The sequence below is a fragment of the Pelagibius marinus genome (assembly GCF_014925385.1).
In the GTDB taxonomy this organism is placed as follows: Bacteria; Pseudomonadota; Alphaproteobacteria; order Kiloniellales; family Kiloniellaceae; genus Pelagibius; species Pelagibius marinus.
On record NZ_JACSDK010000015.1, the window covers coordinates 318,821 to 342,802 of the forward strand.

24 protein-coding genes and 1 tRNA gene are annotated in these 23,982 nt (G+C 63.0%); 16 read left to right on the forward strand and 9 right to left on the reverse strand.

Annotation, left to right across the window (positions count from 1 at the left end):
• The first annotated feature begins 5 nt into the window (after positions 1-5).
• The 12 genes from H7X47_RS19240 to H7X47_RS19295 all read left to right on the forward strand — a co-directional run bounded on the left by H7X47_RS19240 (position 6) and on the right by H7X47_RS19295 (position 11,365).
• The gene (locus H7X47_RS19240) at positions 6-1,577 is read left to right on the forward strand and encodes a hypothetical protein (RefSeq protein WP_193370352.1); all 1,572 of its coding nucleotides are present in this window, start codon (positions 6-8) and stop codon (positions 1,575-1,577) included.
• Complete coding sequence (locus tag H7X47_RS19245) at positions 1,574-2,755, forward strand: DegT/DnrJ/EryC1/StrS family aminotransferase (protein WP_193370353.1); 1,182 nt, start codon at positions 1,574-1,576, stop codon at positions 2,753-2,755. The genes H7X47_RS19240 and H7X47_RS19245 overlap by 4 nt, the downstream gene beginning before the upstream one ends.
• A gap of 12 nt (positions 2,756-2,767) precedes the next feature.
• Positions 2,768-3,658, forward strand: a complete 891-nt coding sequence (locus tag H7X47_RS19250; RefSeq protein WP_193370354.1) for a class I SAM-dependent methyltransferase — start codon at positions 2,768-2,770, stop codon at positions 3,656-3,658.
• Positions 3,655-4,503, forward strand: coding sequence for a formyltransferase family protein (locus tag H7X47_RS19255; protein ID WP_193370355.1), 849 nt, complete (start codon positions 3,655-3,657; stop codon positions 4,501-4,503). The genes H7X47_RS19250 and H7X47_RS19255 overlap by 4 nt, the downstream gene beginning before the upstream one ends.
• Positions 4,504-4,871: 368 nt before the next feature.
• Positions 4,872-6,011: a nucleotidyltransferase family protein gene (locus tag H7X47_RS19260; protein ID WP_319633637.1), complete on the forward strand. Its 1,140-nt coding sequence runs from the start codon at positions 4,872-4,874 to the stop codon at positions 6,009-6,011.
• Positions 6,012-6,314: 303 nt separating this feature from the next.
• Entirely contained in the window at positions 6,315-7,037 is a 723-nt protein-coding gene (locus H7X47_RS19265; RefSeq protein WP_193370356.1) for a GntR family transcriptional regulator, read from the forward strand.
• Complete coding sequence (locus tag H7X47_RS19270) at positions 7,034-7,834, forward strand: sugar phosphate isomerase/epimerase family protein (RefSeq protein ID WP_193370357.1); 801 nt, start codon at positions 7,034-7,036, stop codon at positions 7,832-7,834. Before H7X47_RS19265 ends, H7X47_RS19270 begins: the two co-directional genes overlap by 4 nt.
• Positions 7,831-8,274, forward strand: a complete 444-nt coding sequence (gene aroQ, locus H7X47_RS19275) for a type II 3-dehydroquinate dehydratase (protein WP_193370358.1) — start codon at positions 7,831-7,833, stop codon at positions 8,272-8,274. The genes H7X47_RS19270 and aroQ overlap by 4 nt, the downstream gene beginning before the upstream one ends.
• A gap of 103 nt (positions 8,275-8,377) precedes the next feature.
• Positions 8,378-9,268, forward strand: coding sequence for a dioxygenase family protein (locus tag H7X47_RS19280; protein ID WP_322096514.1), 891 nt, complete (start codon positions 8,378-8,380; stop codon positions 9,266-9,268).
• A 4-nt stretch (positions 9,269-9,272) separates the two neighbouring features.
• Positions 9,273-10,058 carry a 2-oxo-hept-4-ene-1,7-dioate hydratase gene (gene hpaH / locus H7X47_RS19285; RefSeq protein ID WP_322096515.1) on the forward strand — a complete coding sequence of 262 codons (786 nt, stop codon included), beginning with the start codon at positions 9,273-9,275 and terminating at the stop codon, positions 10,056-10,058.
• A gap of 5 nt (positions 10,059-10,063) precedes the next feature.
• Positions 10,064-10,897: a shikimate dehydrogenase family protein gene (locus H7X47_RS19290; RefSeq protein WP_193370359.1), complete on the forward strand. Its 834-nt coding sequence runs from the start codon at positions 10,064-10,066 to the stop codon at positions 10,895-10,897.
• Positions 10,898-10,972: 75 nt separating this feature from the next.
• On the forward strand, positions 10,973-11,365 hold the full coding sequence (locus H7X47_RS19295) for an aldolase/citrate lyase family protein (protein WP_193370360.1): 393 nt from the start codon (positions 10,973-10,975) through the stop codon (positions 11,363-11,365).
• Here H7X47_RS19295 and H7X47_RS19300 read toward each other — a convergent pair.
• From H7X47_RS19300 to H7X47_RS19330, 7 genes are all read right to left on the reverse strand, one after another.
• The gene (locus H7X47_RS19300; protein WP_193370361.1) at positions 11,328-12,140 is read right to left on the reverse strand and encodes an ATP-dependent Clp protease adaptor ClpS; all 813 of its coding nucleotides are present in this window, start codon (positions 12,138-12,140) and stop codon (positions 11,328-11,330) included. The two genes, H7X47_RS19295 and H7X47_RS19300, sit on opposite strands and share 38 nt — an antisense overlap.
• A 257-nt stretch (positions 12,141-12,397) precedes the next feature.
• Positions 12,398-13,834: a M20 family metallopeptidase gene (locus H7X47_RS19305; protein ID WP_193370362.1), complete on the reverse strand. Its 1,437-nt coding sequence runs from the start codon at positions 13,832-13,834 to the stop codon at positions 12,398-12,400.
• 2 nt (positions 13,835-13,836) lie between these two features.
• Positions 13,837-14,850, reverse strand: a complete 1,014-nt coding sequence (locus H7X47_RS19310) for an ABC transporter ATP-binding protein (protein WP_193370363.1) — start codon at positions 14,848-14,850, stop codon at positions 13,837-13,839.
• Entirely contained in the window at positions 14,847-15,860 is a 1,014-nt protein-coding gene (locus tag H7X47_RS19315) for an ABC transporter ATP-binding protein (RefSeq protein ID WP_193370364.1), read from the reverse strand. Before H7X47_RS19315 ends, H7X47_RS19310 begins: the two co-directional genes overlap by 4 nt.
• Entirely contained in the window at positions 15,860-16,756 is an 897-nt protein-coding gene (locus H7X47_RS19320) for an ABC transporter permease (RefSeq protein ID WP_193370365.1), read from the reverse strand. The genes H7X47_RS19315 and H7X47_RS19320 overlap by 1 nt, the downstream gene beginning before the upstream one ends.
• A 1-nt stretch (position 16,757) precedes the next feature.
• Entirely contained in the window at positions 16,758-17,675 is a 918-nt protein-coding gene (locus H7X47_RS19325; protein ID WP_193370366.1) for an ABC transporter permease, read from the reverse strand.
• An 88-nt stretch (positions 17,676-17,763) separates the two neighbouring features.
• On the reverse strand, positions 17,764-19,278 hold the full coding sequence (locus H7X47_RS19330) for an ABC transporter substrate-binding protein (protein WP_193370367.1): 1,515 nt from the start codon (positions 19,276-19,278) through the stop codon (positions 17,764-17,766).
• Between the two features lie 133 nt (positions 19,279-19,411).
• On the opposite strand from H7X47_RS19330, the gene H7X47_RS19335 reads away from it, so the two are divergent.
• Both H7X47_RS19335 and H7X47_RS19340 read left to right on the forward strand, forming a co-directional pair.
• Complete coding sequence (locus tag H7X47_RS19335; RefSeq protein ID WP_193370368.1) at positions 19,412-20,230, forward strand: IclR family transcriptional regulator; 819 nt, start codon at positions 19,412-19,414, stop codon at positions 20,228-20,230.
• 396 nt (positions 20,231-20,626) lie between these two features.
• Entirely contained in the window at positions 20,627-21,130 is a 504-nt protein-coding gene (locus H7X47_RS19340; protein ID WP_193370369.1) for a helix-turn-helix domain-containing protein, read from the forward strand.
• Between the two features lie 334 nt (positions 21,131-21,464).
• Here the strand turns inward: H7X47_RS19340 and H7X47_RS19345 are convergent.
• Both H7X47_RS19345 and H7X47_RS19350 read right to left on the reverse strand, forming a co-directional pair.
• A tRNA-Val gene (locus H7X47_RS19345) sits at positions 21,465-21,539 on the reverse strand.
• A 150-nt stretch (positions 21,540-21,689) separates the two neighbouring features.
• Positions 21,690-22,049: a response regulator gene (locus H7X47_RS19350; protein WP_193370370.1), complete on the reverse strand. Its 360-nt coding sequence runs from the start codon at positions 22,047-22,049 to the stop codon at positions 21,690-21,692.
• Between the two features lie 342 nt (positions 22,050-22,391).
• Here H7X47_RS19350 and H7X47_RS19355 point away from each other — a divergent pair, with 342 nt between their 5' ends.
• Positions 22,392-23,294: an N-formylglutamate amidohydrolase gene (locus tag H7X47_RS19355; protein WP_193370371.1), complete on the forward strand. Its 903-nt coding sequence runs from the start codon at positions 22,392-22,394 to the stop codon at positions 23,292-23,294.
• Entirely contained in the window at positions 23,291-23,848 is a 558-nt protein-coding gene (locus H7X47_RS19360; protein ID WP_193370372.1) for a GNAT family N-acetyltransferase, read from the forward strand. Before H7X47_RS19355 ends, H7X47_RS19360 begins: the two co-directional genes overlap by 4 nt.
• Positions 23,849-23,982 lie beyond the last annotated feature (134 nt).

Genomic DNA, 23,982 nt, shown 5'->3' on the forward strand with positions numbered 1-23,982 from the left:
CACAAGTGACGACTAAGGCCTCCATTGCTGCTGCCTCGTATCTCGATGATATCCATGCCGCGCTGCCGCGCGTGCTGGCGCTGTTCGATACGAACCCGGCCAGCCGGACCCGCGGCATTGGAGACCGCTACCGTTGGGCCTGGAAAGGGCTCGACTTCACCAATGGTACCTATCAGGGGGCAGCGCATGGCTTGGCGGCGCTCTTGGCTGCGGGCCTTTTGCCGGACTGGCTTCCCCGCGAGTCCGTCCTGGCGCGAATTGACGACATTTTTGCCGGGACGGCCAGACTGGTCAAAAAAGACGGCAGCCTCGACGAGATCCTTCCCAACGAGTCCAGCTATTGTGTAACGGCGCTTGTCGCTTTCGATCTATTGAGGACGCTTGCGCTGCTGAGGGATGTCGTCGGCGAGGAAAAGAGGAAAGGCTACCTCGATGTCGTCAGCCCCATGGTTCGGCATATCGCCGAGAGCAGGGAAAGTCACGGCATTATCAGCAACCACCTGAGCGTGGCAGCGGCGGCGCTTGGGCGTTGGCAGATGGAAACTGCGCAGGACGTCTCCGCGCCGCTTCGGGCGCTGCTCAGCTTCATTCTTGAACATCGTTCGCCGGAGGGATGGTTCAAGGAGTACGAGGGAGCCGATCCCGGCTACCAGTCGCTGACGCTGGACTACCTGGCGGACCTCGACCGGGTCATGCCCGAGCTGGGCCTCGGGCCGAAGCTCGCCGCCACCATGGAATTCCTCTCCTGGTGCTGCCATCCGGACGGTTCGTACGGCGGGCTCTACGGCAGCCGGAACACGCGTTTCCTCTACCCCGCCGGCATCGAAGAACTGGCTCACGAAGTCCCGGCGGCCGCAGCCATTGCCGGATTCATGCGGCAATCGCACAGCGACCGCGCCGTCGTTGGTCTTGCGGCGATGGACGACCCCAACCTCATCCCGATGTTCAACAGCTTCTGCCGTGCCGCAGCAGCCGCTGCTGAGCGCCCGTTACCCCAGGCTGAACCGCTTCCCTTCGAGCAGGACGGCAGCGACCTGAAGCGCTTTGACGACGCCGGGCTGGTCTTCGAACGGTCAGATGGCTGCTACACGGTCGTCAACTGGCGAAAGGGAGGGGTGGTTCAGCGCTACAGCGGTTCATCCTCGCAGGTGGACGCCGGAGTCTGCGCCCGTGACCGTGAGGGGCATTGGTATACCGGTCAGCTGGCCGGTGAAGAAACGAAGATCGAGTGGCCAAGCCGAGACACCCTCTGCATAGAGGGACCGCTGACAAAGTACCACGTATCCCTGCCGTCGCCGCTCGATTTCATCGTACTCCGGATTCTGTGCCTGACGGCCATGCGCTTCAGGTGGAGCAGAGACGCCATAAAACGCATTCTCGTCCATCTTCTAATCACACGAAGGCGCTCCGCCAAAGCCGTCTTCAGGCGAATCATACGGTTCCGGCCGGCCTTTTCTATAGAAGACAAATGGGTGGTTCCCGCCGAAGGGATCGAAAGAGTGGAGAGTGCCAAAGCAATCCAGGCTATCCACATGGCGAGCCAGGGATATTGGCAACGTTCGGACGACAGGCAATGATTCCCCGTCTCAGCCCCGACATACCCTTGGCGGGCCTCGGGCAAGCCCTGCACCCCTCGCCTCCGGATGCCGTCGACCGGTTCGAAGCGGCTTTCGCCGAAGTGGCCGGAACCAGGCACGCTATTGCGTTTCCCTACGGCCGCACGGCGCTCATTTGTCTGTTGCAGGCGATGGGCTTGAAAGACCGGCAGATCATCTGCCCGTCGTATACCTGCGTCGTCGTCCCGCACGCGATCGAGTATAGCGGCAACGAATCCGTATTCGTTGACGTGAGTGAGGACAGCTTCCTGATGGACATGGATCTGGCAGAGCAGGCCGTCAATGAAAGGACCAAGGCTCTGATCGCCACATCGCTGTTCGGCGAACCCGTCGACCTGGACCGCCTTGCACGCTTCGAAGAACGGTTTCCCGCTGTGGCCATTATTCAGGACTGTGCTCATAGCTTCTTCTGCAGCGACAAGGGAAAGCCTGTCCACAAGCACGGTGTAGCCGCGATCTATGGCCTCAACTTCAGCAAGATACTCACCAGCGTCTTTGGCGGAATGGTCACGACCGACGACGATGATCTCGCAGAGGCGATCCGGACGTCGCGGGCGCGCACCGTCAGTGCGGCGGGCCTGAAGAAGGAAATCTCCCGGCGCCTGTATTATGTTGCGGCGTTGTGCGCCCTCAATCCGGTCATGTTTGGACTCACCTGGCGGCTGTCCAGGCTGGGCGTCCTTGACAGATTTATCCGCTACTTCGACGAGTTCAAGATCGACATGCCTGCCGATTATCTTACCGAAATGGCTCCGTTCGAAGCGATGATCGGAATCGGTCAGCTGAAGCGCTATCAGGACATCGTTTCACATCGCCGCATGATTGCCGGACGTTACCATCACGCCTTATCAGGCGCGAAGCACCTCACCCTTCCGCCGAATCCGGAGGGGGCGACGTTCTCCCACTACGTTGTGCGCACGGACGACGCTGCGCGCTACCTGGCATTGGCGGAGGATGCGGGAATCGAACTCGGCGAACTTATTGACTATTTTGTTCCGGACCTGCCGGCCTACAAAGATCATCTCAGCTTTGGTGCCGGCATCGGGCGGCGCTATGTCGGCCGCGTTGTCAATCTACCGGTTCACCGGGGAGTGGATGTGGGCGTGGCCAATCGCGTCGCAACGATCATGCAACAGTAGGAAGCAAGTGTCTTGACGGTCGAAGGCCGAATGCGCTGCCCGCATTGTCATGCAGGGCTGCAGGGAGAAGGCGAAACTCTGCGCTGCTCAGTCCATGGCGTTATTAAACGTAGTGCAGCGGGGGTCTACCTGTTTCTGCAGGACGGTGCCGGATATTTTGAAGAGCACTGGCAGCACAACCGGCTGCCGGAGATGCCGCTTGCCAAACGCGAAACGGGCATTCGGTTCCTGTCGTTCCTGTTCAATGAGGCCGCTCCGCGGGGCAGCGGGGCGCGGTGGGTTGATGTGGGAACCGGCGACGGTGTGCACCTGGCGATCGTGAGAGAGTTCTACCCAGAGGTCGAAGTCGTCGGGATCGACATTTCCGGCCCGGGCCTAGAGGCCGTGGCGCAGAGGTTTCCGAAAGCGACACTCTTGCATGCCGACGGCCAATCGATACCGCTTCAGGACAACTCTGCGGACGCGACCTTTTCTTACGGCACGCTCGCCTATATGGATGATCCCTGGAAGGGGCTTTCAGAGCTGGTGCGGGTTACTAAACCGGGTGGGCTGATTGGTGTCTGGTTCTATCCCAAACGGGGAGACCTGCTTGGGCTCTTGTTCCGACTCACCCGGCGGATGGTCAGCAAAGTTCCCACTTTGTATCAACGCGCCCTGGCAGATTTGATTGTCCCGTTCCTGTCGCTGCTTCCGACGGCGAGCGGAGTGAGCCTGAAGAACGCTTCTTGGAAGGCCTGCAGGGAAGTGGTGCTGGTAAACATTGCGCCGCCCAATCTCATCTTTCCGACGCAGGAGGAAGTCTGCGAGCACTTTAGTGGATTGAAATGCGACGTTGTTCATTCCGATCAAGCGAACCCGATCTCGGTCTGGGCGAAAAAGCGCGTGGATCTCATAGCTCCATGAAGGTCGCAATCTTTACAAACGACGATCTGACCTCGAATCTGATCTTCTCACCCCTTTTCGATGTTTCCGGCATCGAAATCACTGGTCTGTATATCGCCATGTCCCCTCGCCGAGGGGAAACGTCGATGGTGCGGGGGGCGCTCTCCCTGCTTCGTCGCATGGCGCTCCGATACTGGCTATTCCTGGTCTTCACCAACGGCACCTTCAAGGTATTCGAAACGCTGACTTCGGTGCTCCGTCTGTCGCCGAGGACACGTCAGTTCTGTTCTCTGCGCCGCCTAGCGGCGCTACGCGGAACCCGCTGCCGGAAAGTTGCGGACTTTTCATCCCCGGAGATTCGGGCCGAACTCCGAAGCGATGCGGTGGATCTCCTGGTGATCCGGGTCGCAGACATATTGAAACCTCAGGTGCTTGACATCCCGGTCGAGGGCACCTGGTGCGTGCATTCCAGTCTGCTTCCTTCATTCAAGGGCATAGCAGGAGAGTTCCATGCCTTGCGGACGCCGGCTGCCGCGATAGGGTCCACCGTTTTTGAGGTCACGCCCAAGCTCGATGAGGGTGCGCCGCTGGCGCAGGTTGTCATTCCGCGGAATGAGGCGGGCAGCGTCTTTCAGCACATCCATGACAACAACATTGCGGCCGGGAAGCTTCTGGCAGAGATGGTGCGACAACTCGCGGGACATGGATCCCACGGTTCCGTGCTGTTTGAGGGCCAGCTAAAGCCGTCCTATTTCTCCTGGCCGAAATCGAGCGAAGTCAGCGCTTTGCGTAAGCAGGGCAAATCTCTGATTAGGTTCGGTGAAGCCCTCCAACTGGCGCTGGCGGCATTCAGATTGGCGCGCTGACAAGGGTCACAGGAGCAAAGCGCCGGACGCTCGAGCAACAACAACATTCGATACGGGATGGCCTGTCGGGAGGGCGTAACCACGGCTGGTTCAGCCGCATTCGGATTTAGCTGCGAGAGGTCAGATCGCTTGATCAGTCGGGCAAATTCAACCTTTACGCGAGATGAAGTTCGTCAGCGAATGCGATTTGGACCTGAATTGCACCCGAAGCTCGCAGCACAGGGAGCGTCTCTAAACCGCTGAGATGCTGCCTGCAAACTCTACTTACACGACCTATACCTGGGTGCGGATACACGTCGGCGGCCGGTGCAGATGTCTGCGCCAATCAGCCGCTAAAACCGGCTGGCAGCCCTGACAGAGAAACTTCTTTGTCCAAGTTCAGATGGGGTCGGCCGACCTTGCCACACAAAATGTACGCCGTGTGGCAATCAACCCCTGCAATTTTGCCACACGTCATTATTATTGTGTGGCAACAAACCTCAAGCACCATGTTTCGTCGCCACTCCCCTACCGCCCAAGCGGCCTATCACGATCTCGTCTCGTTGCTGCTCGACGAGGCGGTATCCGACATCCGGGGAACTCCCACCCCACGCGATCGCAATGGTCGTACCTACTGGTACGACCGCTATCGCATCGGTTCGGAGGTGAAGGAGCGCTACCTGGGCGAAGACTCCGAGGCTCTCCGGGCACGCTTGGACCGCTTCAGAAGTCTAAAGGAGGAGCGGGCCCAGCGGCGGCGCGAACGCGCACGATTGGTCAGGCTGCTGCGCAGCGAACGATTCCTTGGTATGGACGGCACGACCGGCAGCCTGGTCGCAGCCCTTGCAAAAGCCGGTGTTTTCCGCCTCGGCGGAGTTCTGGTGGGCATAAACGCCTTCAGGATCTACGAGGGCGAACTGGGCTTGCACCTTTCCTTCGACCAGACCGCAATGACGAACGATATCGACATTGCCAGCTTTGAGGCCCTGTCCCTCGCGCTGGGAGATACAGTCCTACCTTCTCTTGAAGAGGTCTTTTCTGACTTCTCCTTCGCACCTGTGCCGGGTCTGGATGCAGGCAAAGTGTGGAAATGGCGCCAGGCTGCCGGCGAATCACTTGTGGAATTCCTGACCCCCTCCTTCGACGAAAAGGAAGACGTCCGCGAGTTCGCGGCCCTCGGAGTAAGCGCCCAGTCACTCCACCACCTTGACTACCTGATTGCCGAGCCCATCCAAGCGGCCGCTGTCTACCGCGACGGCATCCTCGTCCAGGTACCTCGCCCGGAGCGATTCGCGATCCACAAGCTGATCGTCGCCGATCGCCGGCGCGAGGGCCCAGATAGCCTGAAATCACGTAAGGACCTCCTTCAGGCAGAACTCCTGATAGCGATCCTGGCTGAGGACAGGCCAAGCGACTTGGTCGAGGCCTATCAGGACGCAATAAACCGGGGGCCGCGCTGGCGGGAGAGGATCGAGCGCAGCCTTGCACGCCTGCCCGCAACAGCTAAAGCGATCGAGGACTGCGCCTGACAGGCAGCTCTAGCCGCACCCGATCCTGGGCCGGCGCTAGCGTGCTGAAGGTCAAGACAGCGGCTGTAACGGCGGCAGCCGCGACGAGCTCGCGGCGCGTCAATCGGGTTCTCATCAGGGACTTCTCCCGGGATTTTTGTTTTTGGCGACGGAGGCCAGATCGTCACGAGGAATCCGATATCGCACCGGAAAACGACTTTATAAATAACTATCGCTTTTCTCGAAAAAATCGATTTCACCTTCTCAGATCGATCAAACTATGCGATGAAGTGATTCCGGCACGCGATATGGAGAACTCATTCGATGGCAGCCCTGCATCCCGGTGACACTGGCGCTAAGAAAGCGACGATCGCCAGCCAGGTCGCCCGAGAGCTGCGCCAGAGAATTCTCGACGGTGAAATGCCGCCTGGCGAGAAGGTCAACCTGGAATTGGTGCGGCGAGACTTCGACATCAGCGTGTCATCGGTCCGGGAGGCTATGGGCAAGCTGGTAACCGAAGGGCTCGTGGCATTTGAGGATCACCGTGGTTACCGGGTCGCGCCGGTCTCACTCGAGAACCTCAAGGAGATCACCTTCCTGCGCGCTGAGCTCGAGGCGATGGCGCTTCGAGAAGCCATGCGCCACGGAAATGTCGAGTGGGAGAGCGCCGTCATGGGCGCCCTTTACCGCCTGAACCATACGCACCGCGAAACCGGGAATATTGCGTCGATCAAAGCATGGGAAAAAGCGCATCACGACTTCCACATGGAGCTGATCGCAGGCTGCCGCATGCCCCAGCTCCTGCAGTTCTGCAACGTGCTTCACAGCCAGAACGACCGCTACCGTCGCCTGTTCCTCCTCGCGAGCTCCGGCGACAGGGACGTGGCCGCCGAGCATACGGCTATCGCGGAAGCCGCAATCAGCTACGACACTGAGACGGCCTGCGCGCTTTTGGGCCACCACATCGAGCGCACCGGAACGAACCTGCTGAACCGCCTCCGCAACGAGAGTGCTGACCTTACCGATGTGCTGAGTCAGGAAGGATGAGAACACTCGGCCTGGGCCATTTCACCTTCCTCGATTTGCGGCCGGTGGAGCTGGTCCGCTTGGCGCGGCGGGCCGGTTACTCCTTCGTCGGCCTGCGGTTCAATCCCTTTGCGCCCGGTCAGTTGCACTACTGTCCCCAGAATGCCGCAGAAGTGCGGGAGCTTCGCAGGAGCTTGGAAGACGAAGACATCTCGGTCTACGACATCGAGACGATCGTTCTGGACCAAACCTTCGACCTTGACGCACTGCAACCAGTGATCGATGCAGCGGTCGCAGTAGGCGCCGAACGCCTGAACATCTGCGCCGACGACTGGGACCGCGCCGAGCTGATCGACCGCTTTGCACAACTCTGCGAGTTGGCCGCCACCTCCGGCCTGGGGGTCGACATCGAGTGCATGGCCTGGCGCGGCATCGATACTCCTGGAAAGTGTGTCGAAGTCATCAAGGCATCGGGCGCTCGAAACGCTGGCTTTCTCGTCGATGCGCTCCACCTGCACCGCTGCGGCGGCACCGCCGCCGAGGTTCGCGCCATGGAGCCCGGCATGGTCGTCAGCGCGCAGCTGTGCGATGCCCCGGCGACGCATCCGACAGATGTCGCCGGATGCATTGCCGAAGCACGTGGCGGACGACTGATCCCCGGAGAGGGCGACTTGGACCTGACCAGCCTCCTTGCCGCGCTGCCCGACCAGACGGCCGTCTCGGTCGAACTGCCCATGGCCGACGATCCCCGGCCGCCGGAGGTCCGTGCGGCTGCCATATTCCGCGCGACCATGAGCCTGCTGGGAAACCTGCCATGAACAAGGTCATCTATATCATCAACGGCCCTAACCTGAACCTTCTCGGCCAGCGGCAGCCCGAACTCTACGGTCATGAAACGCTGCGCGACGTCGAAACCAAATGCCGCAGCGTGTGCGCGGATGGCTTCGATGTCCACCTCGTGCAGTCAAACCGCGAGGGTCAGATCGTCGACTGGATCCACGAGGCGCGACAGCGCGCCTGCGGCATCGTCATCAATCCCGCGGCGCTCACGCATACATCTGTTGCGATCCTCGATGCGCTCAATACGTTCGAGGGTCCGGTGATCGAGGTTCATATCTCGAACGTTCATAAGCGTGAGAGCTTCCGCCACCATTCCTTTGTCTCGCTGCGTGCGGAGGCCGTTGTGGCCGGCCTGGGCCTCGACGGCTACGAAGCCGCTGTCAGGCGAATTTGCGCGCTGGTTGATCGGCGCGAATGACCTGTTCGGGATGTCTCCAACTCGCCGGATAGACAGTGAGATCGCGGCCAGCGACCACCGCATTCTGCCGGCACCACGGATCCGATCCGGAAAGGAGTGAAAAGTGCTAATCGACAGCCATGAAGCCGTCACGCCGGCTGTGCTGAAGGTGATGGAGCAGACGAAAGACCCGCGCTTGCGCGAGATCATGGTCAGCCTCATCAAGCATCTGCACGGCTTCGCCCGGGAGGTGCGATTGACCGAGCAGGAGTTCCAGCAGGCGACGCGTATCCTCAACACCATGGGGCAGCAGTCCAACGACAAGCACAATGAGTTCGTGCTGATGGCGGGATCTCTGGGCGTTTCCTCGCTCGTCTGCCTGCTCAACAACGGAGACAACGGCGCGACCGAAACCTCGCAGTCGCTGCTCGGCCCTTTCTGGCGCCTGAATCACCCCAAAACGGAAGACGGCGGCTCCATTCTGCGCTCCGAGACGCCGGGCCCGCGGCTCTACGGCACCTTTCGGGTTCAGGACAGAGACGGCAATCCGATAGAGGGCGCGGAAGTCGATGTGTGGCACGCATCCCCGGTCGGGCTGTATGAAAATCAGGACGAGAGTCAGGCCGACTTCAATCTACGGGGCAAGTTCCTGACCAAGGCCGACGGCACCTTCCGGTTCAAATCGGTGAAGCCCGTAGGCTATCCGATTCCGACGAACACTACTGTCGGCAAACTGCTGGCCGCGCAGGACCGCCATCCCTACCGGCCAGCGCATGTCCACGCGCTGATTTTCAAGGAAGGGTTCAAGACCCTTACAAGCCAGGTCTACGTTGACGAAACCGACTACCTGACGTCGGACGTGCAATTCGGCGTGACGAAGGCACTTATCGGTCACCTCGTCGCCCGCACCGACGCGCATCCGGAGGATGGCGACGTGGGTGAATGGTACACGCTCGACTACACCTTCACCATGGAACCCGGCGAAGCCAAGCTCCCGATCCCCCCAATCAAATGAGGCCATGATGTTGACCGATGCAGACCGGCAGGCCGCTGCCGACAGTATCCTGAGGGCCGAGGAGACACGTGTTGTCGTTCCTCAGCTTTCGAAGACCTATCCCAGCATGACCATCGAGGATGCCTATGACGTGCAGCGGCGCTGGGCCGCGGGGCGGATTGCCAAAGGCGCCAAGGTCGCCGGCCGGAAGATCGGGCTCACCAGCCGGGCAATGCAGATGGCCTCCAAGATGACGGAGCCCGACTACGGCTTGATCCTCGACGATGCGCTGTTCAACGACGGAGCCCGGATCCCGGCGGGCACCTTCATCAAGCCGCGTCTCGAGACGGAACTCGCCTTTGTCATGGGCGAGGACCTCTCTGGAGCTGGTTGTCGCGTGCACGACGTCATGCGTGCGACTGAGTACGTCACGCCCGCCCTCGAGATCATTGACTACCGCACCGAGGTGCCGCGCCAGATTGTCGATACGATCGCCGACAACGCGGCCTTTGGCGCGATCGTCCTCGGCGGCAGGATTGTCAAGCCATTCGAGGTCGATGTGCGCTGGATCGGCGCCACACTGTCGAAGAACGGCACCATCGAAGAATCCGGCGTCTCGGCTGCGGTGATGGGGCACCCCGCAGCCGGCATCGCCTGGCTGGTCAACAAGCTCGCGCCCCTCGGCGACGGCTTGAAGAAGGGAGAAGTCGTGCTCGGTGGTTCCTTCACGCGTCCGGTGGACATCGCCAGCGGCGATGTCATTCAGGCTGACTACGGGCCTCTGGGCGCCATCGGCGTCAGCTTTGAGTGAGCCCGATGATCTCAGGACGCACTCACATCATTGCGCATCTGGGCGTCCCAACCGAGAGCTTCAAGGCGCCGATGATCTACAACCCTTATTTCGAAGAGCGTGGGATTGACGCTGTCGTCATGCCCATGGGCTGCGAGGCAGAAGACTATCCGGCGTTCCTCCGCCTTGTCTTCAGGCTCCGCAACATTGCCGGGGCGTTGATCACGATGCCGCACAAGGTCTGTACTGTCGGCCTGCTGGACGAGTCGAGTACGACAGTGAAGGTCTGCGGCGCCTGCAACGCCGTGAGGCGGGACGCAGAGGGACGACTGGTTGGCGATATGTTCGACGGAGAGGGTTTCGTGCGCGGCGTTCTGCGCAAAGGGCGCAGGATCGAGGGCGCCTCTGCGCTGGTCGTGGGCTCTGGCGGTGTCGGCTCCGCCATTGCCGCGTCCTTGGCCAATGCCGGCGCGCGCCGTCTCGGCCTGTTTGACACCCGAGCCGAGTCCGCGGAGAAACTGGCGAACCGCCTGCGTACCCATTATCCGGAGCTGAAAGTGGTCACCGACGGCAAGGATCCCAAAGGCTACGACATCGTCGTCAACGCCACGCCGCTGGGGATGAATGACGGAGACCCGTTGCCGGCCGATGTCAATCGGATCGACCCTTCGACTTTCGTCGGTGAAGTCGTCATGAAGCAGGAGGAAACCCCCTTCCTGGCCGCCGCTCGGGCACGTGGCTGTATGATCCAGGTTGGCACGGACATGCTGTTCGAACAGATTCCGGCCTACCTTGAATTCTTCGGCTTTCCTTCGACGACGCCGGAGGAACTGCGGCGGCTGGCGAAGATCAGGTACTGAAACGGCCGCTTCGGCCAAGACACCTCCTGCCTACCTCGTGAACAAGCGCCAAATTATGAAAGGCTGACCTGCAAGATGGATCTGCCCCGCAATCCGTTCAAAGCCGCGATCAAGGCAGGGCGCCAGCAGATCGGCCTCTGGTGTTCGATGACGGACCCTATGGTCGCCGAAATTCTTGCCGGCTGTGGATACGACTGGCTGATGTTCGACACCGAGCACGCGGCCATGGACGCTATCACCGTTCTCGAAGGGGATCAGGTGGTGGACGTGACCGAGGCTTTGTCTCGTTTACCTCGCCGTTCTAATCCGCTTCCAGGCCATGACATGCTTGTGGCCAGCCTTGAGGTGCTTAAGCCTGGCGCCCGCGACACGTTTTTCATCCATAATAAGTTCAACATTCATAAAATCCGCTCCAAAGAAAAGCGCGCTCTCATACCCCGCCTCGAGTGTGAGACACGGGCTGCATGACGATACCGAAGCGTCTGCTGTCATAAGCTGTCGGTTGGGGCTGAGGCGACTTCACCCGCGACAAAAATCGCTCCAGCCAATCGACGCTGCCGACATCCACATCGGCATACTGGACCGGCGTCAAGGGCTTAGCGTCCCGCTGGACCTGCAGCAGGTCGGCGAAGGTCAATGCTTCGTAGCGGAAGCTTCCTTTGACGCCAACCAAACGTACAGTATTGGCGGGCATGATCTCGTCCAGGGCCCTTTGGAGGTCGGCGCGCGAGCGCTCGGGATAGACGCGGGTCGAGGTGACAAGCTCTTCAATTTGGGTGCCCGCGAAGTGCCAGTCTAAAATCTCCTTGGAGTGTCTGAACTTCGCGCTCTTGATACTTCCGGAAAGATGGGCCGAAGCCTGCAGCACACAGCGGTCGCAAATCCGCGCGGCCTTCGTCCCATACAGTGTGGCGACCTGGGCCTCCGGCAGGCCGCAAAAGCCGCATTGCGCCTGCCCTACCACGTTTCGTCCGGCGGCGGACCGCCGAGCAAAGCTCAACGAATGCTGTACCGCTTCGACCCGCGAATTGGCTACTTCCAATAGGGCCGCCGCCACGGATGGGGGCCAAGCGCCGCAGGAGACTTCGCCATAGTGGTGAGCCGTCGCCGCCAACAGGCGCGCCTCGACGTCATCCCTACCGAAGACCGACCGCAGTAGGTCGACCACAAAGTCAAAGGGCGTGTTCTGATCGTTGAGGAGAAGGATCTCAACATCGTCAGCCGCCGCCGGCGCATCCAGCATAAGTCGTCTCAATGAAAAGTGATTAACCGCCGGATGCATCTGACGGCCTTCGGTTCACATTTTATTAAGACCCACAAAACACGTGAGCCTCATGGCCGATCTCTTGGACGGAACAGTCACCCGTATAAGGTTTGCCTCGGGTCAAAAGCAGACACCAGTCCGAGCCGTTCTAATCGTCCGCAATGTGCCAGGAGCGGACAGAGGAAGGGTATTCGGAAACCGCCTTATTGATCTCCGAGCCTCCCTTGTCGGCCCTGTTAACCCGCGCCTGCCGATCGGGTGCCGATATCCCAGAACAGACCGGCCATCACTTTCAGCGCATCTCGGCAGGTCGCCTTGATGACGTGCTCGTTGGGGGCGTGCTGGGAGCAGCCGCGATAGGAGTGCGGCACCCAGACGGTCGGCAGACCGAGGATTTCGCTGAAGGTGTCGTTGGGCAGGGAGCCGGCGAGGTTGGGCAGGATGTGCGGCGCCTTGCCGGCCGTCTTCTCCAGGGAAGCGGCCACGAAGGTGACCCAGGGACTGCCCGGGTCGAGGCGCGTGGCCCGGAAGAAACCTCGGTCGGCGGGGACGATCTTGACCGCCTGCAGGCGGCAGGAGTCGAGATGGCGGCGCAGGGCGGGAATGATGTCGTCGGGGTCGGTGCCGACCACGTATCGCAGCTGGCAGTGCGCCTTGGCCCAGCCTGAGATGGCGTTGACAGGCGCCTCAGGAATGCCGCTCTTCATTGCCAGCACCGCAAAGGAGTTCCAACCGTACACCCTCTCGGCCGGCGACAGGTCCCTCTCGCCCCAGTCCTCGTCCACCGCCGGTCCGCTGTCGCCGACCACGGGCAGGTTCTCCAGGGCCGCGCGGATCGCTGGGCTCAGGCTCGTCGGGCGCCACTCGGGAACCTGAATCTGGCCGCGCTGGTCGACGATCGCGGCAATGGCATTGGCCAGGACCGTCCCCGGCTCAGCCAGCAGGCCGCCCCAGTTGCCCGAGTGGTGCGCCCCTTCCCGGAAATCTACAACCAGGTCGAAGTTGATGCCGCCGCGCGAGCCCATGAACATGGTCGGCGTCTCGGGCTGAAGCCGCGGACCGTCGGAGGCGATAAGCACGTCAGCCGCCAGGCGCGCCTTCTGCTGTTGAAAGAACTCCGCCAGGCCGGCCGATCCGGTCTCCTCGGACGTCTCGATGACGACCTTCAGGTTGAAGCCCAACCGCTGCCGCTCGGCCAGCACGGCGGCCAGCGCCGAGAGATTGATGAGGTGCTGGGCCTTGTTGTCGGCGGTGCCGCGGCCGTAGAGGCGGCCTTCCTCTTCGACCAGCTTGTAGGGGTGCAGGCCTTCGCGCCACTGCTCGGTCTGGCCCAGGATCACGTCGCCGTGGCCGTAGGTGAGGATGGTTTCCAGGGCGGGATCCTCGATCCTCTCGCCGACCAGCAGCGGCCCGCCGCGCGGATCGGGGTTGTTGAATATCTCGCAGTCGAAGCCCAGCGCGGTCAGGCGGGGACGGATCGCTTCCTCGAGATAACGCGACAACTCGCCCCGGCGCTCCGGGTTCTGGCTCTCGGTCTCGAAAGCGACAAGCTCGGCGAGGTCGTCCTTGAAGGAGCCTTCGTCGAAGTAGCCCGCGGCCCGGGCAATCGCGCCGTCTCTGGTCGGGCTTTCGCTTGTCGTCCTGCCCTTGGATGCTTCACCTGCGATGGCCATGATCACCTTCTTTCCAGTTCAGTTGCGGCATCGCCGCCGCCTTCGGGGGGCGATACCAGATGGCATTCGATCCGTCGGTCCCCGTCCAGGCAGGACGGCGGCGCCAGGCGGGAACAGACCTCCATCGCCTGGGCGCAGCGCTGGTGGAAGTGGCAGCCGGGAGGTGGATCGATCGGATTGGGATAGGCTGCGCCCAGCTGCGTGTCCGGCACGCCGAGGCCGGGCTCGGGCGTGAGGACCGAAGCCAGCAGCGCCTGGGTGTAGGGATGGCGCGGCCGGTCGAAGAGGTCGCCTACCGCAGCCTCCTCGACAATGCGGCCGAAGTACATCACGGCGACGCGGGTCGCCAGGTGCTCCACCACGGCCAGGTTGTGGCTGATGAAGAGGTAGGTCAGCCCAAACTCGCGCCGCAGCTCGCCCAAGAGATTGAGTATCTGCGACTGCACCGAGACATCGAGCGCCGAGGTGGGTTCGTCACAGATCACCACCTCCGGCTTCATGATCAGGGCCCTGGCAATGGCGACCCGCTGGCGCTGGCCGCCGGACATCTGGTTGGGATAGGAGTTCATGACCCGCACCGGCAGGCCTACGACGTCGAGAATCTCGCGCACCGCATTCTCCTGGGAAGCGGCGTCGCCGATCTTGTGGACGCGCAGCGGCAGCGAGATGATGTCCTTGATCGACTTGCGCGGGTTGAGCGAGGAGTAGGGGTCCTGGAAGATCGGCTGAATGCGGCGCGCGAGCAGCCGCCGGTTCTGCCCGTCCAGCGGCTCTCCGTCGACGCGGACCTGGCCCGCCGTCGGCGCCTCCAGGCCGAGCAGGATCTTGGCCAGGGTCGACTTGCCGCAGCCGCTCTCCCCAACCAGCCCCAAAACCTCGCCGCGCCCCAGCGAGAGGGAAACCTCATCCATGGCCCTCAGGGGTTTGCGCCGGCCGAAGAGTCCCTGCTTCACGCTGTAGACCTTCGAGACGCCGTCAAGCTCGAGCACCGGCTGGGTGGGAAGCGGCGCCGTCATGTCCCGGCCTCCGCCCCGGCCTTTCGGCCGCTCTCGTGCACACAGCGAAAACTGTGGCTGCCCTCGCTGGCGACGCGGTGCGGGATGAACGCCCCGCAGGCCTCGGTCGCCTCGGCGCAGCGGCTGCGGAAGGCGCAGCCCGAAACCTCGCTGATCAGGGAGGGCACGATGCCTGGAATGGCGCCCAGCGGCGCGCCGCGCTGGGTGCGTCCTGGCACGGGAATGCAGCCCAGCAGCCCGCGGGTGTAGGGATGGACCGGCGCTTCGAAGACCTTCTTGGCCGTGCCGGTCTCCACCAGTTCGCCCGCGTACATCACCGCCACCTTGTCGGCAACGCGGGCAACGACGCCGAGGTCGTGGGTGATGAGGATCATGGCGACTCCCATCTCGCGGGTCAGCTCGGCCAGCAGGTGCAGGATCTGCGCCTGGATGGTGACGTCGAGGGCCGTCGTCGGCTCGTCGGCGATGATGAGCTCGGGTTCGCACATCAGGGCCATGGCGATCATCACGCGCTGGCGCAGACCGCCGGAGAGTTGATGCGGGTATTGGCCGAGGCGGCTTGCCGCCGCGGTGATCCCCACCTTCTCCAGCAGCTCCACGGCGCGCGCGCGCGCCGCCGCCCTGTCGGCCTTGCGGTGTAGGCGGAAGGCCTCGACCAACTGGTCGCCGATGGTATAGGCCGGGTTGAGGGAGGTCATCGGCTCCTGGAAGATCATCGCCATGCGGTCGCCGCGCAGGCTGCGCATCTGGCTCCGCCCGGCCTTAAGCAGGTCGATGCCGTCGAATTCCAGACGGTCGGCCCGGCGCTCAATGCCGCGGCCCAGCAGGTCGATGATCGAGAGCGCGGTAAGCGACTTTCCCGAGCCGCTTTCACCGACGATGCACAGCGTCTCGCCGCGCTGCAGGTCGAAATCGATCCCGCGCACCGCGTTTAGCGACCCGGCGCCCAGCGGAATTGTCAGACGCAGATTGCGCACCTTGAGAATCGGATCGTTTACCGCCGTCTCCATCAGTTGCGGTTCTCCGGCGCGGTGACGTCGCGCAGGCCGTCCCCCAGCAGATTGATGGCCAAGACCAGGGCGAAGAGGGCGACGCCGGGAATGGTCACCAGCCAGGGTTCGAAGAGCATCATCTGCTTGCCCTCAGCGATCATGAGACCCCAGGAGGGGGTCGGCGGCTGAACGCCGAGGCCGAGGAACGACAGCGCCGCCTCCAGCAGGATCGCGTGCGCCATTTCCAAGGTCGCCACGACGATCAGATTGTTGACGATGTTGGGCATAATCTCACTGAGCACGACCCGCGCCGTGGAGCAGCCGATCGCCCGGGCCGCGGTCACGTATTCGCGCGAGCGGACCTGGCGGGTCGACGCGCGCATCACCACCGCGAAGCGGTCCCACAGCAGCAGACCGAGCACCAGGATAACGACCTGCAGCGAGCCGCCGAAGAGGGCCACCACCGCCAGGGCCACCAGCACCACGGGCATGGCCAGGCGGACGTTGACCAGGAAGGTCACCGCCATGTCGACCCGCCCGCCGAAGTAACCGGCGGCCACCCCCATGGCGGTGCCGATAAGGCCGGAGATCACGGCCGCGACGCTGCCGATGAGCAGTGAGACCTGCGCACCGTAGATGAGGCGCGACAGGTAGTCGCGGCCCAGGTGGTCGGTGCCCAGCGGGTGGTCCCAGTCGCCGCCCAGAAAAACCGGCGGACGCATGCGCGCCAGCAGGTCCTGGGCATAGGGATCGTGCGGGGCGAGATAGGGCGCCAGCACTGCCACGACGAAAAGCACGGCCAGGACGCCGCCGCCGATCAGCAGCCCCTGGTGGCCGAAAACGCGCCGCCGCAGCAGTTGCGCGGGGCTCGGGCCGTGGATCTCTTCCAGTAGGGCATCGGCGGTGCGGGCCATGTCAGCCGGCCCTCATGCGCGGGTCGAGCCAGGCATTCACGACGTCTGAGAGGAAGGTGAAGACGATGTAGAACATGGAGAAGATCAGGATGAGCGCCTGCACCGTGGGCAGGTCGTTTCGCCCGATGGATTCCCAGGCCAGGTAGCCGGCGCCGTGCAGCGCGAAGATCGACTCCACCACGATGGAACCGCCCAGCATGAAGCCCATCTGCACGGCGGCCAGGGAGACAACAGGGATGATGGCGTTGCGCAGGGCGTGCTTGAAAAGAACGCGCCCCTCCCCCGCGCCTTTCGCCCGGGCCGTGCGGATATAGTCGGAGGCCAGCACCTCCAGCATGCCGGCGCGGGTCAGGCGCATGATCGCCGGCATGGCGTAGTAACCCAGCACGACGGTGGGCATGATGAAGTGGACCCAGGTCTTGGTGCCTGAAGGCGGCAACCAGCCCAGCTGGATGGAAAAGATGACGATCAGCATCAGACCGAACCAGAAGCTTGGCATGGCCTGGCCCATGACCGAGAGCAGCAGCGCCAGGCGGTCGATCAGGGAATTCGGCCGGATCGCGGCGATCACGCCCAACGGCACGGCGGTCAGGAGCGCGAAAGAAATACCGCAGACGCCGAGCGTCATGGTGATGGAGAGACGCTGCAAGACCAGATCGGCCACCGGCAGCTTGAAGTAGTAGCTCTCGCCGAAGTCGCCCTGCAGCGCTTTGGCGAGCCAGTCCCAGTACTGCACCAGAACGGGGCGATCGAAGCCGTAGAGCCTGCGGATCGCCTCGATATCCACGTCGGTCGCCTGCTCGCCCGCCAGCGCCGTCGCCGGGTCGCCCGCCAGGAACAGGAGGCTGAAGCTGATCGCCGAGACGGTGACGGCAACCAGGGCGGCAAGGCCGAGCCGCTTGAGGATGAAGACCAGCACGATGCTATCCCCCGCAGTGTCAGATAAGAGGGATCCGGAAGCGAGCCGCCGGACGGGCGCTTTGCGCCCGGCCGGTCACGTCCTCAGATCACTTCCAGGAAATCTCGACGAACCGCAGCACCTCGTCCGGCGTCGGCGTGTAGGACACCTCGTTGGTGAAGACGTAGTTCGTGTTGTAGGAGAACATCGGCACCCAGTAGGCCTGATCGGCAATCTTGGTCAGCGCCTTGGCATAGAACTCCTTGCGCTTTTCCGGATCGGTGGCGCTGTCGGCCACGTCCAGCCAGTCCCGGACGTCCGGGTCTCGGGCGTCGTCCAGCTTGCCGAACTTGAAGAACTGACTGGTGATCGCCGAGGTGTCGTTGATCGAGTAGGACCCCCAGGTCTGGAAGGACACCGGCACGCCGCTTTTCATGCGCAGCTCACGCAGGGCCGAGTACTGCAGCATGTGGAAGTTGGTCTTGATGCCGATGGCGTTCAGGAAGCTGGCAATGGCCTCCGCGTAGTCGCGGTTGCGATAGGCGTAGAACTCCGTCTCGAAGCCATCGGGATAGCCGGCCTCGGCCAGCAGGGCTTTGGCCTTCTCCGGGTCGTAGCCGTAGCTCGGCACGTCCTGGAAGCAGCCGAATTGGCTGGGGAAGCAGGCAGTGCTGACGACCTTCGACTTGCCCTTCAGCAGCGCCTCCACCAGGGCTTCGCGGTTGATGGCATGTGCCACCGCGCGGCGCACACGAATGTCGGTGAAGGGGTTCTTCTCGCCCGTGCGGCCGGCCGCGTCCAGCGTCAGAAAGCCGATGCGCATGGTGCTTTCGTTGGCGACCGTGAACTGGTCCATGGTCGCCAACTTCTCGGCCTGGTCCGCCGGCACCTGCCAAATGAGATCCAGCGTGCTGCCGAAGAGCTCGGCCATCTGGGTGTTGACGTCGGGGATGGTGCGGATGTCGACCTTGCCGATCGACGGCTGGCCCTTGGGGCTGTCGTGGTAGCCTTCGTATTTCTCCAGCACGAAGTGCTTGCCCGGCTCCACCAGGCTCACCTTGTAGGGGCCGGTGCCGACGGGCTTCAGCCCCATGCCGCTGGGGCCCGCTTCGGCATAGTACTCGTTGGGGTAGATGGAAACCGGGCCGGAAAGGAACTCGATCGCCGCCGGGAAGGGCGCCTTCAGGTGAATGCGGACGGTGTAGGAATCGACCTTCTCGGCCGACTTCATCCAGTTCACGTTGCGCTGCGTCTTCACGCCGTTGGCCTCGTCGGCGACGAAGTTCACCGTGTAGACGACATCGTCGGCATCGAAGGGCTCGCCGTTGTGGAACTTCACACCCTCGCGCAGCTTGAACTCCAGCGTCAGGTCGTCGATCCACTTCCAGGACATCGCCAGGTTGCCCTTGTACTCGTTGGTCGCCGGGTCGCGATAGACTAGGCCGTCCCAGATGGCACGCTGCAGGACAACGCCTTCGCGCGCTGAGTTGAAGTAGCTGTCGACGTTCTCCAGTTCCTTGGTGAAAGCGACACTCAGCGTATCCTCGGATTTGCCGGCCTGGGCCGCTGTGCTGAGCCCCAGCGCTATCGCCGCGACACCGCATTTCAGCATAAAGGATTTCATGTGGCCTCCTGTGTGGTTCTCCGCCGCCATTAAGCGCTGTTCCCCGCGCCTTCGGTAGCGTATTATATTATAATATTGCAAATCTAAGTATGGTATATCACATTACTGGACGTTGCGGCGTCAAGAGGTGTCGGTGAAAAAAGAAAAGACCACAGGAAAAGCAAAGCGTTCGGCGGCGAAGTCCGGAGCGAAACAGAACACGCTGTTTGTTGGTTCGCTGGCAAAGGGGTTGCGGGTCCTGGAAGCGTTCGACGAGGAGCACCAGGCCTTGAGCCTCGCCGACCTCAGCCGGCTGATGGGCATGGACAAGAGCGCGACGCAGCGCCTGACCAACACCCTGCATATGACGGGCTACCTCCTGAAGGACGAGGCGACGAAGCGCTTCCGCCCGTCGCACAAGTTCCTGGAGATGGCCTATGCCTATTCCTGGTCGGACCCGGTAGTGCAGCTGGCCATGCCCAAGCTCATCGAGCTGTCGGGCCGCCTGGGCGAGACCGTGAACATGGCGGAGTTCTCGGGCTCCGACATCGTCTACGTGATCCGCATTCCCTGTCAGCGCACGGGCTTTGGCGCGACCCTGGTCGGCCGACGGCTGCCGGCTCTCAGCACCTCCTCGGGCCGCGCCATGCTGGCCGCTCTGCCCCCCGCCGAACGCAAGATCTGCATCAAGAACTGGCCGATCCGCAAGGCCACCGCCCAGACCATACTCGACCGGGCGGCTATCGCGCGGATCATCGACGAAGCGGCTGAGAAGGGCTTCGCCATCGCACAGGGTGAGTTCATGATCAACGAGATCGGGGTCGCCGCCCCGGTGATCGGCGCCGACGGCCGGCCCGTCGCCACGGTGCAGTGCTCCGTCTCGGCCTACCATTGGACACCGAAGAAGGTGGAGCGCGAGATCGTTCCCTTGCTGCTGGACACGGCCAACGCGATCACACCCAACCTGCGCTGAGCTTGGCGACGCTCCCGCTCAGAAGTCCAGCGGCGCGTTGTCGATGACTTGTTGTTTCATGACGAAGAAGCGGTGTGCCGGCGATCAACGGCTATTCCTACGCTTTCCGAAACGGTTGACGGTCGTTGTGCCTGCAAGCCGCTGCTTAGTCAGGTTTGGGTCACAAACTGACTTCTGCTGGCCTTCACCCAAAGGTCCGCAGTCTGCTGCATTTCCGAAGTTCAAAACGGTATGCTCGAAGTATTGAGACAAAGTCGGCATCGCATCTACCGAAACCTTAGAAGCCACGCGCACTGTCGTGAAGGGCAGCCAGCTTTGGTTGGCTGAATTGACTTCTGAGTTAATTTGTTTGCATATTGAGTACATATGCGATTGTACCGAGAGTGAGCACAACTCGTGGCACGGACCAGCCGCAAGAAGCCCCCAACTTCGCGCTCCTCCACGCGTCCAGAGGCGCCTTCTTTCGAGGCGCTCCTCGAAGAGGAGCTGAGTGATCCCGAATTCCGGAAGGCTTGGAGTACCCTGGAGCCAAAGCGCTGCATCGTCACGGCGCTTTTGCGCCTGCGCGCCCAGGCCAACCTCTCGCAAAAGGAGCTCGCCGAACGCGCGGGCTGGCACCCCGCCTTCGTCTCACGGCTCGAGTCCTTCCCGCGCGAAGGCGAACGGCTCTACATGCCCGACCTGGCGACACTGGAAACCTATGCGCGGGCCTGCGGATGCGAGTTGGGTTTGGTCTTCGCCCGCCCGAAGGGCCGAGGTACCCGCGTCGAAATTTCCGCGACCGCGGTCTTCGGCACGCACCGCGGCTTTCGCCGCGCCCTGGCCGGCCTGACCCGTGCAGTAGTGAAAATCGCCCGCGGCGGCCGCCCGGTGCTCGAGGCGCCGACAGATTGGCGCTGAACCTCGGTACCGCGGCGGCGCTGAGCGATGGCCGGCTCTCCAGCTCATACGCCGTTATGGTAAACAGAGATTAACGCCGTTTAGCGCTCTATTGTCGGCGCGAGTTCGAAGTAGCCCGTAACGTTGGGGCACTCAGAGACGTGCTGGAGACTTCTGCGCGCGGACGCACTTCTCTCCCAGGTACTCCGCACTCCCCATATAAGCCTCCGGCGCCAGAAACCTGATTCAACCGGTAGTTTAGCCCGCACCAGTTGGGATGCTAACTTGCACCCGAACTGCACCCGAAAGGCAAAATCCTCCGGCGCCAAAAATTACGCTAAGCCATTGAAAGGAATGGTGGGCGTACCTGGGATTGAACCAGGGACCTCCTCGATGTCAACGAGGCGCTCTCCCGCTGAGCTATACGCCCTAAAGCCTTGAAACCGGGGCCGGGACAGGGCGCCCCGGGCCGGGGCCTGCCGGCGGAACCGCCGGAGGCAGGCGAAGTACCACTATCCCCCGGCTTTTTCAAGACTAAGCGCAGCAGGAAAATGCGCCCGCCCTTTCCCGGTGACAGGCCTCAGGCCGAGAGGATGGAATCCACCTCTTCCACCAGGTGGCGCAGGTGGAAGGGCTTGGAGAGAATCCTTGCGCCCTGGGGGGTCTGATCGCGGTTCTTCAGCGCCACCGCGGCGAAGCCGGTGATGAACATGACCTTCAGCCCCGGCTGCAGCTTGGCCGCGCGCCGGGCCAGCTCGATCCCGTCCAATCCGGGCATCACCACGTCGGCCAGCAGCAGGTCGGCCCGGAAGCCGTCCAGGGCCTCCATCGCATCCAGCCCGTCGCCCACCGCCACCACATGGTGGCCGGCGTTGCGCAACGCCTTTCCCAGGAACTCCCGCATGGAGGCATCGTCTTCGGCAAGGAGGATCTGCGCCATAACCCCTGTATTCGCTCTTTTTTTTGGCTCCCACGCCCCTGCGCGAGGGAGGTGGCCGCTCGGCCGCTTGGCCCGCGTCCCCCGTCATCCGGCCGCTAAGCGCTTGACCCCAAAAGCCATAGCGCCGGTCCGCAGAGCGGTCCGCCGGCCGGGTGCGATTCGTCCCGCAAGCCCGTCCAGTATAGACTAGCGGCAAAGCCCCAAGTAGACCTTAATAAGGCGATGCCGCCCTCCGGCGGCGCGCGGGCCCTCCCTGCCGGGCGTCGAAAAGTACTGCGGAATCAGGCATGACAGCCCCGCCCCTTTGTCCTAAAACTGGATCGGAAACTAGCTCGAAGAGATATGGACGCGATCGCGCCGAGCGCCCAGGCCCCGAAGCCTCACGAAATCCTCCAGCCGGAGCAGCAGACACTGCCCCTGGTCTTCGCGTCGCCCCATAGCGGCAGCGACTACCCGCAGGAATTCCTCGCCTCCTCCTGCCTGGACCCGATGAGCCTGAGGCGCTCCGAGGACTGCTTCGTCCACGAGATCTTCGGCTGCGCCCCAGAGCTGGGCGCGCCGCTGCTGCACGCCCTCTTCCCGCGCGCCTTCGTCGATCCCAACCGCGAGCCCTACGAGCTTGACCCGGCTGTCTTCAAGGACCGCCTGCCGCCCTACGCCAACACCTCCTCGCCGCGGGTCGCCGCGGGGCTGGGCACCATCGCCCGGGTGGTCGCCAGCGGCGCCAACATCTATCGCAAGAAGCTGAGCCTGGAAGAGGGCCTGGAGCGCATCCGCGCCTACTACTGGCCCTACCACGAAGCCCTGCGCAGCCTGGTGGAGACCACCAAGGAGCGCTTCGGCTATTGCATCCTGGTGGACTGCCATTCCATGCCCTCCAACAGCCGGCCCAGCGGCCTGGGCGGCCGCGGGCGCGGGGGCAAGCGCACCGCCTTCGTGCTGGGCGACTGCCACGGCACCACCTGCGCGCCGAGCGTCATCCAGACCGTGGAGCGGGTGCTGGCCGACAAGGACTACGTGGTGGTGCGCAACACCCCCTACGCCGGCGGCTTCGTGACACGCCACTACGGCAAGCCGCAGGCCCGCGTGCACTGCCTGCAGATCGAGATCAACCGCCACATCTACATGGACGAGTCGCGCATCGAACGCCGCCCGGCGCTGAAGACCCTGGCCGGCGACATGCGCGACGTGGTCGCGGCGCTGGGCGCCCTCACCGCGACAGACCTGGGTATCCGCAAGCAATGAGTGACGCCGCCAGCGTGGGACTGGGCCTGACCGTGCGCCAGGCCGAGGAAATCGACATCCCCGCCATCCAGGCGATCTACGCCCATCACGTGCTGCACGGCGTCGCCTCCTTCGAGCTGGAGCCGCCGGACCAGGCGGAGATGCTGCGCCGGCGCGCCGACATCCTGGCGCACGGCCTGCCCTACCTGGTGGCCGAGGACCAGCCCGGCAGCGGCGCCATCCTGGGCTTCGCCTACGCCGGCCCCTACCGCGCGCGCCCGGCCTACCGCTGGGCGCTGGAGGACTCGGTCTATGTGCTGCCCGGCGAGGGCGGCAAGGGCATCGGCTCGGCCCTGCTGAGCGCGCTGATCACCCGCTGCACGGAGCTCGGTTACCGCCAGATGATCGCGGTGATCGGCGACAGCGCCAACGAAGGCTCGGTCCGCCTGCACGCCCGCCACGGCTTCAGCGACGCCGGCGTCCTGAAAGCGGTCGGCTTCAAGCACGGCCGCTGGCTCGATTCCGTCTTCATGCAGCTCCCCCTCGGCCCCGGCGACGAGACCCCGCCGGACTGACCACAGACAAATCCGCCCTTCCGCCCTCTCGCCGTTCGCTGAGGCGAACCTCTGTCGGGTGGCCGAAGCTGTGCTTCGGCCGACAAAAAAAGGGCCGCGACAAGCGCGGCCCAAGTTTAGGGAGGAAATGCCCT